This is a genomic window from Singulisphaera acidiphila DSM 18658 (assembly GCF_000242455.2).
Lineage (GTDB): Bacteria > Planctomycetota > Planctomycetia > Isosphaerales > Isosphaeraceae > Singulisphaera > Singulisphaera acidiphila.
Genome location: NC_019892.1, coordinates 6095015 through 6108060 on the forward strand (window position 1 = coordinate 6095015; position 13046 = coordinate 6108060).

The 13046-nt window shown below is 61.8% G+C and carries 10 protein-coding genes; 4 read left to right on the forward strand and 6 right to left on the reverse strand.

Annotated elements, in window-relative coordinates:
* Window positions 1–31 precede the first annotated feature (31 nt).
* Window positions 32–367 carry a hypothetical protein gene (locus tag SINAC_RS24015; RefSeq protein WP_015248156.1) on the forward strand — a complete coding sequence of 112 codons (336 nt, stop codon included), beginning with the start codon at window positions 32–34 and terminating at the stop codon, window positions 365–367.
* Between the two features lie 103 nt (window positions 368–470).
* On the opposite strand, the gene SINAC_RS24020 is transcribed toward SINAC_RS24015, so the two are convergent.
* Window positions 471–1130: a transposase gene (locus SINAC_RS24020; protein WP_081578346.1), complete on the reverse strand. Its 660-nt coding sequence runs from the start codon at window positions 1128–1130 to the stop codon at window positions 471–473.
* Window positions 1131–1797: 667 nt separating this feature from the next.
* On the opposite strand from SINAC_RS24020, the gene SINAC_RS24025 reads away from it, so the two are divergent.
* On the forward strand, window positions 1798–3123 hold the full coding sequence (locus tag SINAC_RS24025; RefSeq protein WP_015248158.1) for an RNA polymerase sigma factor: 1326 nt from the start codon (window positions 1798–1800) through the stop codon (window positions 3121–3123).
* A gap of 114 nt (window positions 3124–3237) precedes the next feature.
* On the opposite strand, the gene SINAC_RS24030 is transcribed toward SINAC_RS24025, so the two are convergent.
* From SINAC_RS24030 to SINAC_RS24040, 3 genes are all read right to left on the reverse strand, one after another.
* On the reverse strand, window positions 3238–5424 hold the full coding sequence (locus SINAC_RS24030; RefSeq protein ID WP_015248159.1) for a glutamine synthetase III family protein: 2187 nt from the start codon (window positions 5422–5424) through the stop codon (window positions 3238–3240).
* A 546-nt stretch (window positions 5425–5970) separates the two neighbouring features.
* Window positions 5971–6528 (reverse strand): hypothetical protein, encoded by a 558-nt coding sequence (locus SINAC_RS24035; protein WP_015248160.1) that lies wholly within the window; start codon window positions 6526–6528, stop codon window positions 5971–5973.
* A gap of 241 nt (window positions 6529–6769) precedes the next feature.
* Complete coding sequence (locus tag SINAC_RS24040) at window positions 6770–7819, reverse strand: 3'-5' exoribonuclease YhaM family protein (protein WP_015248161.1); 1050 nt, start codon at window positions 7817–7819, stop codon at window positions 6770–6772.
* A gap of 267 nt (window positions 7820–8086) precedes the next feature.
* On the opposite strand from SINAC_RS24040, the gene SINAC_RS24045 reads away from it, so the two are divergent.
* Window positions 8087–9691, forward strand: coding sequence for a phytoene desaturase family protein (locus SINAC_RS24045; protein ID WP_015248162.1), 1605 nt, complete (start codon window positions 8087–8089; stop codon window positions 9689–9691).
* 183 nt (window positions 9692–9874) lie between these two features.
* The gene (locus SINAC_RS24050) at window positions 9875–10396 is read left to right on the forward strand and encodes a hypothetical protein (RefSeq protein WP_015248163.1); all 522 of its coding nucleotides are present in this window, start codon (window positions 9875–9877) and stop codon (window positions 10394–10396) included.
* A 269-nt stretch (window positions 10397–10665) separates the two neighbouring features.
* On the opposite strand, the gene infA is transcribed toward SINAC_RS24050, so the two are convergent.
* Both infA and SINAC_RS24060 read right to left on the reverse strand, forming a co-directional pair.
* The gene (gene infA / locus SINAC_RS24055) at window positions 10666–10884 is read right to left on the reverse strand and encodes a translation initiation factor IF-1 (RefSeq protein ID WP_015248164.1); all 219 of its coding nucleotides are present in this window, start codon (window positions 10882–10884) and stop codon (window positions 10666–10668) included.
* Between the two features lie 373 nt (window positions 10885–11257).
* A complete protein-coding gene (locus tag SINAC_RS24060; RefSeq protein WP_015248165.1) occupies window positions 11258–13021 on the reverse strand; it encodes an NADPH-dependent assimilatory sulfite reductase hemoprotein subunit in 1764 nt (587 codons plus the stop codon).
* Window positions 13022–13046 lie beyond the last annotated feature (25 nt).

Here is a 13046-nt window from a genome sequence, read left to right on the forward strand (position 1 = left end):
GGATATCGAGAAATTTCAAGTGGAGTTGGCGATGAAAAGTCTCGTTGTCTTGTCAGTTTTCCTGCTGGGTGGTGCGGTTGTCGTGAAAGCGGAAGAGCCTGTGATTGATCCCGAGGCAATGCTTCAAAAGCTGAAAACCGAGAATGTCGAACTTGAAAAAGAAATTAAGGTGTTACGGGACAAACTGGATGTCCTTGAACAGAGAATTCTTAATAATAAGAATAGCCAATTGGGATATGAAGTTAAATATGAATGGAATAAAAATGTAAGGAAGCACTATTTGCAGGACCTCAAAAAGGCGAACGAAGGATTGGAGAAAAACCAGTCAGCAAAGTTCCGAACTCTTCCCTATTCATCGTCGGATTGAACCCGTCCTATTGTGGCGTTGTAGGCGACTATTAGTACATCCCGGCTGAATCCGTCTGCCGCGGAGGCAATGAACTTACCGTTCCGGCCCCATTTCTCAGTCTTCACACGCTCAAGGGCCGGCCCGTAGACGTCCATTTGAATGGCTTCGCCAGTGTACGGTTAAAGTAGTCGATGAATGCCAGGATCTTTTCTCGAAGATCTTCTGCCGACGTGAAATTTTTACGCTTGATCACCCGTCGGACCAAGATACTGAACCAGATCTCGATCTGATTCAGCCACGACGTATGCTTTGGCATGAACGCAAAGCGAATCCGGTGGCACTCGTCCATCAGGAGGGCCTTCCGGGTCGCCACCGACTTCAACACGCCGTATTTCCCTTTCTTGCCCAGGTCGGTTGCGATCGCGCACTCGGCGGCCACGTACCGCACCAATGACTCTGAGCAGTGCGTTGTCAGGTTATCCGCTACGAAGATCCACCCCGCCTCCGGATCGGTCGCCCCCGTCCCAGCGATGTAGGTCGCGAAGTCCTCCTCCGTTCGCGTCGGCTGGACGGTCGGGGCAATCATCTGCCCCGTCGTCACCTCGAAGTTGCCGATCAGGCATTGCGTCCCGTGCCGCGTGAACTCGAACTCACGCCGCTCGCCCTGACCCGGCTTCATGCGATCGGTCGGGGCGATCCGCTCTAACGCCTGGATACCCGTCATCTCATCGACGCTGACGGTATGGATCGCTTCGGCGTTCCACCGTTGGGGGGCCGCCAGGTAGCAGGCACAGACCGCCTCGACATGCCGGGCGAAGGCCTCGGGGTCATCAGGCTTGGCATTGAGCCAGTAACGGCTGCGATGCGGTTGGAGTTCGGCTGATTGTTAAAAATCGCCCCACCTGGCGGGGTGAGATCGATTCGACGATCCCGCGTTTGTCCGCCTCATTGGCCAATCCAGGCGGACCTGAGCGGTCTGCTTCTCCGGAGCGATCCGGACCGGCGTGATGGTCGGAGGGGGCACTCACACTCGGATTCCAGCCGCCCGCAGCGCTCGCAGGTGGGAAGCCGATCGAAGGGGGGCCCAGCGAACAGACGTTGCATCTTGGGCGCCCCTGGACAATGTCAGCAGAGTGCTGGTGGCGATTTTAACAAGTCCGATCCGTGCCGTCCGCTGCTTTTGTTTACGCTGTGCATTTAAGATGTTTGGAATATTTTATCTGAATTGTCTTGGAACAAAAATAAACGGTGGGAGTTCTGATGAGATTGTCCGGACGTTGGCGAGATTGTTGTGCCTGAACCTTCCGGAGCGGGGAGGGGACCCTTCACTTCCGATCTTCAGATCGGCCAGACCAAAAAAATGTGGAATTCGCGGAAACTTCGGGATTGTTTTGCCGAGTTGCGTGCATAGTGCTTGAGAGACGAGCATCGACACGAGGGCCGGCGCGATGGAAGACAAGTGGTCGAATGCGTCCCTGCGCGAGTTCCAAAGCCTTTTTGGCGGTGGGGTGGTCTCCGGCCTGACTGATCGTCAGTTGCTGGAGCGGTTCGCTGAAAGGCGTGACGAGGTGGCGTTCGCAGGCTTGATCGACCGGCATGGATCGATGGTCTTGGGGGTCTGCCGTCGTGTCCTGAGTGATCCTGCCGACGCGGGAGACGCCTTTCAGGCCACTTTCCTTGTCTTGGTCCGCCGGGCGGCCTCGGTTCGGGTTGACGACTCACTTGGCCCTTGGCTCTACGGGGTTAGCATCCGCGTTGCCAAGCGGGCGCGCACCGTTGCGAATCGCAGGCGAAGGCGTGAGCGGACCAATATGGAGCTGCCCGAGCCTGCCACCCGAGGCGCCGACCCGGATGTCGAGATGCGTCTGCGGATTGATGAGGAACTACAGCGGCTGCCTGCGCGATATCGCTCGGCCATCCTTTTGTGCTATTTCGAGGGTCTCACCCACGAAGAGATCGCCCGGCGCTTGTCCTGCCCGGTCGGTACGGTCCGAAGCCGCCTCGCCCGCGGCCGTGACTTGCTTCGGTCACGTTTGGAGCGCCGGGGACTCGCCCCGGGGGCCCCGATACTCACTTCGGTGCTTGTTCCGGCATCGGGCTGGCCCGAGCTCTTGTCTACCACGACGGTTCAGGCCGCGACGCGACTCGTGGCAGGTCGGTCGCTGGCCGGGGTGGTCCCGGTCAGCGTCGAGATCTTAGTTGATGGAGTAATGAGGACCATGGTTATGACGAAGGTCGCAATCCTTACTTCGCTACTGGCGGGCACTCTGATCGGCATAGCGACGTATGCGAGCCAGGAGGTGGACTCTCGTCCGCCCGCGAGCCATCGACAAGTGACGCCAATCCCTCGGAAAGAGCCGATTCCGAAGCCGGCGGTCGCCGGCACCACCGTGCTGGCCTTGAACCTTGAATCGTCGAAGGACGACGCACAGGAGGATGCCTTCGAGGGATTCCCCGCGGTCGTGGTCAAGACAGTGCCTTCCACGGGCACGACTGATGTTGATCCCCGTTTGAAAGAGATCCAGGTGACATTCAGCAAGGAGATGATGAATAAAAGCTGGTCATGGGCTCAGCACTCGAAAAAGACGTTCCCTGAACTCGCGGGAGAGCCCAGCTATACAAAAGATGAGCGGACTTGCGTGTTGCCGGTGAAGCTCGTACCGAACAAAACGTACGCGATCTGGCTCAACTCTCCGAAGTTCGGCAATTTCAAAGATGCTGAGGGGCGCTCCGCGGTGCCGTACCTGCTCGTCTTCCGTACCAAAGGGTCGTGACTCGACCGACGACGAAGAGCAACGACGTCACAAGTTGATGCGCAAAAAAATGCGGGACATGGGTGTTTGATACGCCCATGTCCCGCACTCTATTAGATGCACGATCGTGTGTGCTTACTTGATGAACAGCATTTCCTGATAGGTCGGCAGCGGCCAGAGGTCGTCGGGGACGAGTCCCTCAAGCTTATCGCCGGCGGCGCGGACGGCGTTCATCGCGGGGATGATCACGTCGAGGGAGTACTTGGCATGGGCCAGGCTATCGCCGCTCACGTGGGCTTCGACCGCTTTGGACAGGGTATGGGTCTTCGTCAGCAGGTCTTCGATCGTCGCTGAGACATCGTTGAGCAGGTCGGTCTGGGCCTTGGGAGCCGAGGCACCCGCAGCTTTCAGGTTGCCGATCGACTGGGCGAGCTCGCTCTGATACCGCAGGGCGGCGGGAAGGATCTGCCGATTCGCCATCTGAATCGTGATCTGCGACTCGATGTTGATCGTCTTCTTGTAGTTCTCGAGCAAGATCTCGTACCGCGAGTGAATCTCACGCTCCGAGAAGACGCCGTACTTGCCGAAGAGGGCGATCGACTTGGGGGTGATCAGGTCAGGGAGGCTATCCACGGTGGTCTTGCGGTTGGGCAAGCCGCGGGATTCGGCCTCTTTGTGCCAGGCTTCGGTGTAGCCGTCACCGTTGAAGATGACGTGCTTGCTCTCGGCGATCAACTTGGGCAGGAGGGCCTGGATCTCGGTGTTGAGGTCCTTACCGGCGGCGACGGCCTTTTCCAGGTGGGTCGCGATCTCGTCGATGCTCTCGGCGGCGATCGTGTTGAGCACGACGTTCGGCCCGCCGATCGACTGGCTCGAGCCGACGGCGCGGAACTCGAACTTATTGCCGGTGAATGCGAACGGGCTGGTCCGGTTGCGGTCGCCGGCGTCGCGGGGCAGGGTCGGCAAGGTGGTCACGCCGACGGTCATGGTCCCGCCCGCCTTGGTGCTCTTGGCTCCCCCCTTTTCGATCTGCTCGACGATGTCCTGGAGCTGGTCGCCGAGGAAGATCGAGATGATCGCAGGGGGTGCTTCGTTGGCTCCCAGGCGGTGGTCGTTGGACGCGGTGGCGATGGAGACCCGGAGGAGATCGCCGTGGCGGGCGACGGCCCGGATGACGGCGGCCAGGAAGAGGAGGAACTGGGCGTTCTCGTGCGGGGTGTCGCCCGGCTTGAGCAGGTTGTTCCCCTCGTCGTCGGCCATCGACCAGTTCAGGTGCTTGCCCGAGCCGTTGACGCCGGCGAACGGCTTCTCGTGGAGCAGCATTTGCAGGCCGTAGCGGCCGGCCACGCGCTTCAGGGTCTCCATGACCAGCATGTTGTGGTCGGTGGCGACGTTGGCGTTCTCGAACAAGGGGGCGATTTCATACTGCGCCGGGGCGACTTCGTTGTGCCGCGTCTTGACCGGCACGCCCAGCTTGTAGAGCTCCAGCTCCCCTTCGAGCATGCAGGCCAGGACTCGCTCGGGAATGGCGCCGAAGTAGTGGTCTTCCATCTCCTGCCCCTTGGGGGGCTTGGCACCGAAGAGGGAGCGGCCGGCGTTCATCAGGTCGGGCCGGGCGTAGTAGAAGTTCTGATCGATGAGGAAGTATTCCTGCTCGGGTCCGCAGGTGGTGTGGACCCGGGAGGCGTTGCTGCCGAACAGCTTGAGGATGCGGAGCGCCTGCTTCGACAGGGCTTCCATCGAGCGGAGCAGGGGGGTCTTCTTGTCGAGCGCCTCGCCGGTCCACGAGCAGAACGCGGTCGGGATGCAGAGGGTGGTGCCGTTGGGGTTCTCGAGGATGAAGGCGGGGCTGGTCGCGTCCCAGGCGGTGTAGCCGCGGGCCTCGAACGTGGCGCGGATGCCGCCGGAGGGGAAGCTGGACGCGTCGGGCTCGCCCCGGACCAGCTCGCTGCCGCTGAACTCGGCGATCGCGCTGCCGTTATCCGTCGGGGAGAGGAACGAGTCGTGCTTCTCGGCCGTCAGGCCGGTCATCGGCTGGAACCAGTGGGTGTAGTGGGTCGCCCCCTTCTCGATGGCCCACTCCTTCATCACGGTCGCCACGACGTCGGCGATGCCGGAGTCGAGCGGAGCGCCCTTCTTGATCGTGTTCTTGATCGCTTTGAAGACGTGTTCCGGTAGGCGGGCTCGCATCACCTCTTCGGAGAAGACGTTCGTACCGAAGAGTTGGCGAACGGGGGTCTCTTTGAAGTTGATGCGTGTGCCGTTCGACTGCCAGCCGGTAACGGCCGCGATAGCGCTCTCACGTGCGGAAGAATGATCCATGGGAAAGCTCCAACGAAAATGATGACAGGGGCGTGATGCGCTGAACCCAAACCTCGGCCGGCTGGTTGTTGCCGCTCGAAGCTATAGAGGGAAGGCGCGGGGCCAAGTCCTCGAGGGCCGTGGAAACGGATCGGGGGCCGTGCCTGCGCACGGGACGCGGAGCCTGGGAGCACCTAGTCCGAGGGGAAAGCCGACTCCTCGGGTCCGCTGCCCTCCCTTATTCAACGCACTCGGCCGTCCCCTCCTTGGAACGGTGGTCGATCGCGTGGACTCGGTGGCAGACGGCTGGGAATTCGGCTTGCGGGTCGGCTGTCAACTCGAACTCGGGGACGAGCCACTTCCGTAATGGAAGTCGACCGATTTCCGAGGCTCAAGGCTGGAGCCGTTCACCGCCTCAGCGGGAGAGAACGCCGGTCCTGCATTTCGGTCAGAAACCGCCCCGTCCTTGAGAAAAGGCCGGAACGATTTCGCTATCCCATTCTCGCTTGCGGTGTGAATTATAGCGGGGCCATTGGCGCGACGCCAGACCCCGCTTGAAGCGTCATTTCACTTCTTGAGTTTGGCGACGACTTCCTTGGAATTCGTCTTCACTTCTTCGCTACACCCCTTGCAGCAGATCAGGAAGCTTGTCCCCTCGGCGCTGACCTTCAGGGGGGCGCCCATCGAACCCAGGTTCTCGCCGCTGACCGGGCAGACAATCTGCTTCAACGCGAGCTCTTTGTCCGCAGGCGAGAGCGAGGCGAGCTCGGCGATCTCGTCCTCACTCAGGGTCGTCTTACTGGCTTCTTCGTCCTTCTTTGGCTCTTCCTTCGGGTCGGCGGCGGCAGGGGGAGTCAAGGCCGGCGGGTCGAGCTTCAAATCACCTGCGTCCTTCGGGGCCTCGACCTTCGGCGCCTCGGTCTCCTTGGGGAGCTCGGCCGGGGGCATCGACTCCGTCGGTTTTTCCACGGCCGGTTCCACCGTCGGCGTCGGTGCGGGCGTACCGGAGTCGGAGGTGGTCGGGGGGGGCGGCGGTGGGTTATCTCCGGCCGGTTCTTCCTGAGTGCAGCCGACGAAGGCGGTCAGAAGTAACGCCGCCCACCAGGCTTTTCGAATGGCGATCATGAAGGTTGTCTCATCTCATTAAAGGGGTAAGCGTGGACGTTCTCCCCAACGACCGAACACGTCCGCCCGTCGGGACCCATTCGCATTGTAAGCACGATCCGCACGACCCGCCAAGGTCTCGGCGGCCGTCGATCGAATCCCGAACCGTTTCAGGACGATGCCCAGAGAGCGGCCGATCCCTGGCCTGCGCTCCCTCCGATCGACCCGCGAAAGCACATTGCAGGTCGATCACCTGGCCGAATCAGGCCAACTCGTTCAAGTCGTGGTCCACGGGCGCTTCGCGTGGGATTCCCTTGTAGAGTCGGCGATTGTCCAGGGCGTAGACCTTGTCGGTAAACTCCCCTTCATTGGTGGAGTTGAGCCGTTGCCGGGCCGCAATGTTCATCTTCGCATCGAGATCGTCCACGTACGAAACCAGGAGCGCCTCGAGCGTTTGCGGAACGATCGGCGCTCCGAAGTCGCGTTTGCCATGATGCGCGAGGATGGCATGCTCCAGGAGGAGCAACGTTTCCTCAGGGAACCCTTCAATCTTCCGCGCGGTCTCGCGGACAAGGTCCCGGCCCATCAGGACGTGGCCGATCAGGCAGCCTTCCTTCGTGTACTTCGTCTCGACCGGGTGGTATTCGAGCTCCCGGAGCTTGCCGATGTCGTGGAGAATGGTCGAAGCCACGATCAGCCCTTTGTTCAAAGGGGGGTTGAGCTGCTCGTAGTAGTTGCCGTAGTGGTCGGCCAGGAAGGAGGCCACTCGCGTCATGCTCCAGACGTGTTCGAGAAGCCCGGCGGTATAGCTGTGGTGGAAACTCTGCGCAGCGGGCATCTTCTTGAAGAGGTCGCCGTGCTCGCTCAGAATCTCCTCGACGAGCCGCTTCAAATAGGGATCGTCGATGCATCGCTCGATCTTGTCGTGGATCGAGGCCAGCAGGGTCTCGGGGTCGTAGTCGGTGCTCTCGACCAGGTCGTAGAAGTCATAGCCGTCGGCCGCGTCGTCGTCGGTCGCAGGTCGGATCTCGATGATGTCGAGTTGGAGCCCGTACTTGACCTTCCAGTCGCCCCGAACCCGCAACCGATAGGCGATCCCGTCTGCCCAGGCCTCCGCCTGGATTCTGAGCGCATTGTCGGACCAGAGAGGCGCTACGGCCGTCGATCGCTTATCGCGAAAGTGGCACTTCATGAACGGGTTGCCGTGCTTGTCGACTCCCCGATCCTTCTTGATCAAGGCGGCGAAGCAGGTCGCCTCCTGGCCATGAGCCAAATCCGAAAGCCTGACCACCGCGGTGTCTGTGCCGGCCATGGGCCGCTGCCCCTTTCCGCGAACACGTTGATCTGGTTCGCGTTGCGACTCGATCAGTTTCACTTTGTCGTATCGTCACGGCAGAGGCCTGACCTTGAACTCAACAGATGACACCTAGGGTTCAAGATAATAGGATGTTCGCCTGTTCCCTACAATGGTGTCCAAAAGTTCACATTGGAAAACGAAGGACGCGCTACGGGCATCATGGTCCAATATACTTGACGGATTTCTGCGGGGACGGATTCTCAGAGCGAGAGGGCCTGTGTGATGGCGTTTCGAGAGGGAATCAGGACGGACGCAACGCTCGGAATCGTCGGACTCCCCGCCCCCGTGGCGGAGCTCGCCGCACGATCATGGGATGCGATTGTCGTGGGTGCGGGGCATAACGGCCTGACTTGCGCGGCTTACCTGGCGCGGGCCGGCAAGCGTGTGCTCGTGCTCGAGGCGAGGAAACGGGTTGGGGGGGCCTGCACGATTGAAGCGGTCTGGCCCGGCTACCGGATCTCGCCGTGCGCCTACCTGGCGGGTTTGCTCCACCCGCTCGTGATCGAGGAGCTGGATCTCCCGGGGCATGGTTTCGAGTGGATCCCGGCCACGGCGGGAATGTTCGTGCCGTTCGACGATGGCCAGAGCATCCAACTCTGGGATGACGAGGGGTGTTGTGATGCAGAGATCCGCCGCCTCGCCCCTCGGGACCTCGCCGGCTGGCACGCTATGGGGGATGTGAAGCGCCGGCTCCGCGATGCGATCCGGCCCTCAGGGGCGCGAGACCTCTGGATCGGCCGCGCTCCCAGCCTTGATGAGATCGAGGCGCGGCTCGACGGTGATGAGGAGGCGCGGAAGCTGCTCTTCGAGTGGTCGATGGTCGAATTCGTCGAACGTTACCTGAGCGACGAACGGCTCCAGTCGGCGATGCTTGGGCAAGGGGTGATCGGCACTAACGCCAGCCCGCACGACGCGGGGACCGCCTCGATTCACTTTCACCACGTCTCGGGCCGAATGGGAGGGGGGGCCGGCCTCTGGGGTTATGTGAAAGGGGGGATGGGGACGATCTCATTCCTGCTCTGTGACATCGCACGCGAGGCCGGGGCCGTGGTTGCGGCGGGCCTACCCGTCGCCCGGATTGTGCCCGGACGTGGGGTCGAGCTCGAAGGGGGTGAGCGGATCGATGCCCCTTGCGTTGTGTCGAACGCTGACCCTCGGGCCACGCTCCGGATGCTTGGCGATCAGGCCGACCCTGCCTGGCAGGCCCGCGTCGAGGCGATCCCGATCGTCGGTTGCACGGTCAAGCTGAATGTCGCCTTGCGCGAGCTGCCAAGCTTTCGGGCCCGCCCAGGGACGAGACAGCCGCATCACCTTGGCCAGGTGAATACCCCCTTGTCCAAGACGGAGTGGCGGCTCGCCCACCAGGCCGCCCGTGAAGGGAGGCTCCCCGAGCGACTCTGGACCGAACTCTACTTTCAGACCGCCCACGACGCGAGCGTTGCTCCGGAAGGGGTTCAGACGATGAGCGTCTTTGCGCAGTACGTCCCCTATTCCTTTGCCGAAGGAAGCTGGGAGACCCGCCGCGACGAAGTCGGTGCGCTCGCCTTGGGGTCGATCGCCCGCTACTGCGAGAATCTGCCCGAAGCGGTGTTGGCGATGGAGGTGCTCGGCCCTCCCGACATCGAAGCGGCCGTGGGGCTGACCGGCGGCCACATCTTTCAAGGGGAGTGCTTGCCTCCTTATATGTGGAGTCATCGCCTCGAGTCGCGCACGCCGATGCCTGGCCTCTTCCTGTGTGGTGCCTGTACGCATCCCGGCGGTAGTGTGATCGCAATCAACGGGCGAAACGCCGCGATGGAAATTCTGGGCGCTCATCAGGCTCGCTGAAATGGGCCCGGACTTTACAGGGGCCTTTGAATTCTTGCCGCCCGATCGCTACCCACGACCTCCCGATCAATTCAAGCTATCGAAGAATCGTGGCATTCCTTTTGCTGAATGTCTTCCCCTTGGATACGTGGCGAACGCCACGATTTGATCGCGACCACGGCCAAAGATTAGGGGAGAACGACGATGGCTCATTCTGATAAGACGCATGAGAAGGTTACCGGGGCCGACCCGAATCTCGACCCGATCAGCGGTGAACCCGGAGCCCATCCGTTTGGAGTCGGCCTTGGCGCCGCGGTGGGAGGCGCGACGGCCGGGGTCCTCGGGGGCATCGCGGCTGGCGCCGTCAGCGGTACTGCGGCGGGGCCGATTGGATCGGTCGTGGGTGCCGTTGTGGGCGGGGTGGCGGGGGGACTGGCCGGCAAGGGGATTGCCGAGTCGATCGACCCCACGGTCGAAGATGCCTATTGGCGTGCGAACCACACGGCCCGACCGTATTACGACCCGTCGAGGACTTACGACGATTATGAACCGGCCTATCGGCACGGCTGGGAATCACGCTCGAAGTACGAAGACAAGAGCTTCGACGATGTTGAGTCCGACCTGCAGCATGATTGGGAGACGAGACAGGCCAAGCCCAGCAGTATGTCCTGGGAGAAGGCCAGGCCCGCGACTCGTGACGCCTGGGATCGTCTGACCGAGCAATGAACGCGTGACGAAGTGAGGATTTCCTGAGAAAATCGATCGATGGGCATACGCGGAATGCGAATGCCTCACGATCATGAAATCACCCGCCGATCGCGTTAAGGCGAGTTCGGGTGCCCCGCGTTTTTGGAAATCATCCCAATGGGCAGGGACTTCGCGCGGATCCAGCCGCCCGGGGTCCCGGCCCATATCTCTTGATTGATGGGCGGGAGGGTGGGCTGTTGATCGCGTTGCCGTGAGTCATGAGCGTTCAAACGACGCGGGCCGCGATGTCAGCGTTCCCGGTAGATGATCCGCCCCTTGGTCAGGTCGTACGGTGTGATTTCAATCGTCACCCGGTCACCCGGGACGATTCGGATGAAATTTTTGCGCATTTTCCCGGCGATGTGCGCCAGGATGCGGTGTCCGCTCTCCAACTCCACCATAAACTGCGTATTAGGCAGGGCCTCAACAATGCGGCCCTCGGTCCGAATCGGTTCCTCTTTGGCCACGCGGATCTCCTGCGACGACCGGCATCACCCTAGTCGTGATCTGGGGGCATATCCATCCGGAATGAAGGGAAAGGCCATCTCGGGTCAGGGGGTTCACGAAGTTTATTCTTCGTGAGGCCCGGTGACTCGAGCGTGTGGCAACGAATTCGTTCCCCTCGCCGGAACCATTGCAATTGCTGCGAGGACGCCGGTCACTCAAACGTAGGCCGAAGCCGATCGGAATCGATCGCAATCAGCGGTTCGTCCTCATCGAGCGAACGCAGCGTCTTGACACGCGGTCGTAAGGATACTCGATCCCCGCCGTCTTGACTAGCAGTGAACTCGGGGGAATCCTCCCGAGTCTGCCCAAAACGGGGGGATCGCGGGAGCGAGCTCAGGCCGGACTGGGCTCACCGGCCAGTTCCTCGACACCGATCCGCAGGCAGAAGTCGCCAAACGTTTCTTCGGCGAGACGCTCGGCCTTGTAGCGGGCGAACACGACGGCGAGCTCGGGAACGACCCGATCGAACGGCACGTAGTCCTTGAATTCGATGTTGAGCCGATCGCCCAAGGTCCGGCCGGCGAGGAAGATGGTGTAGGTGCCGGGTCCGGGGGTGCCGTCGGGGTTCTTGCTCGCCGAGCGGCCCACCAAGCCGATGTCGGAGTTGTAAGGCCGGGCACAACCGTTCGGGCACCCCGTCATCCGGACCGTGAACCGATCGTTCTCGAGACCGAGCTTGGCGAGTTCCACCTCGAGCTGGTCCATGATCGTCGGCAAGGCGCGTTCGGACTCGGTGACGGCCAGCCCGCAGGTCGGCAGCGCCGGGCAGGCCATCGACCAGCGGCGGACGGTGGAAATCTGCTCGACCGTGGCGATCCCGTACTCTTGCAAGGTCGCCTCGATATCAGCCCGCCAGGCCGGATCGAGGTCGATCAGCATGAGCGACTGCTGGCAGGTGAGCCGCCCGGCCACCTGGTACTTCGAGAACAAGGCGCGGAGGCCGCTGGCCAGACGCAATGAGCCTTCGTCCTTGATCCGGCCGTTTTCGACCGGGAGTCCGAGGAACAACTTACCGTCGCCTTGTTCGTTCCAGCCGAGGTGGTCGTCGACGTCGGTGATCGGCGCGTCTTTCGGGTCGGCGAGCGGCTGGCCGAAATACTCTTCGACCTTGGCCCGGAAGGCAGGGACGCCCCAGTCGTGAATGATGTACTTGAGTCGTGCCCGTTTACGGTCGGACCGGTTCCCGTAGTCCCGGAAGACCTTGATGATGGCCTCACCGATTTTGATGACGTCGGCCCGGTCGACGTAACAGATCGGAACCCCCAGGAAGGGGAACGTCTTCTGGGCGCTTGGCGTGGTGCCCATGCCGCCGCCGGCCAGGATGTTGTAGCCGACCAGGGTTCCGTTTTCGACGATCGCCACGCATCCCAGGTCGTTCGCCTGGACGTCGGTGCAATTGTCGTTCGGGAAGGCGAACGCCGTCTTGAACTTGCGCGGGAGGAAGGCCTTGCCGTAAATCGGCTCGGTCGGATCGTCGCCGGGCGTCGGCACGAGAATCGGCCCGGCGGTGGGGAAGAGCGGATTCTCGATCTTCTCGCCGTCGAACCAGATGTCCCAGTAGCTCGACGCGCGCGGAGCGCAATGGGAGGCCCAGCGATCGGCGTCGGCCTGCATCGCCTCGTGAACCGAGTCGTGGATCGGCGCGGGGCAGCAGAGGACGTTACGCTCGACGTCGCCGCAGGTCGCCAATGTCGAGAGGAGCGACTCGTTGACCGCCCGAATCGTCGAGGTGAGATCCTGCTTTGCCACGCCGTGAAGCTGGAACTCCTGCCGCGTCGTGATCCGGATCGTGTTGTTGCCCACCGTCATGGCGAGCTTGTCAACCGCCAGGTACTGCTGGGCCGTGATCTTCCCCCCCACGACCCGGGTCCGGACCATGAACTGGAAGCCCTTCTCCTTGCCCTCCCGCTTGAACTGCGTGCGATGGTCGCGATCGTCCTGTTGGTACGACCCGTGGAATTTGAGGACCACCGCCGCATTTTCGCTGAAGTGCGTCTGCCCGTCGTGGACTTCCTCGGCGAGAAAGGTCTTCAAATACTGGCTGGCGACCTTGATCGCCTCAGCTTTACTCGGCTTGGCTCCGCCGCTCGGCTCCATCGCGATCAATCTCCTCGACACCGGC

Excerpts from the sequence above, each read along its gene's own strand:
- SINAC_RS24015 (WP_015248156.1), top strand. The coding sequence starts at position 32 with ATGAAAAGTCTCGTTGTCTTGTCAGTTTTCCTGCTGGGTGGTGCGGTT.
- SINAC_RS24025 (WP_015248158.1), top strand. The coding sequence starts at position 1,798 with ATGGAAGACAAGTGGTCGAATGCGTCCCTGCGCGAGTTCCAAAGCCTT.
- SINAC_RS24030 (WP_015248159.1), bottom strand. The coding sequence starts at position 5,424 with ATGGATCATTCTTCCGCACGTGAGAGCGCTATCGCGGCCGTTACCGGC.
- SINAC_RS24035 (WP_015248160.1), bottom strand. The coding sequence starts at position 6,528 with ATGATCGCCATTCGAAAAGCCTGGTGGGCGGCGTTACTTCTGACCGCC.
- SINAC_RS24040 (WP_015248161.1), bottom strand. The coding sequence starts at position 7,819 with ATGGCCGGCACAGACACCGCGGTGGTCAGGCTTTCGGATTTGGCTCAT.
- SINAC_RS24045 (WP_015248162.1), top strand. The coding sequence starts at position 8,087 with ATGGCGTTTCGAGAGGGAATCAGGACGGACGCAACGCTCGGAATCGTC.
- SINAC_RS24050 (WP_015248163.1), top strand. The coding sequence starts at position 9,875 with ATGGCTCATTCTGATAAGACGCATGAGAAGGTTACCGGGGCCGACCCG.
- SINAC_RS24060 (WP_015248165.1), bottom strand. The coding sequence starts at position 13,021 with ATGGAGCCGAGCGGCGGAGCCAAGCCGAGTAAAGCTGAGGCGATCAAG.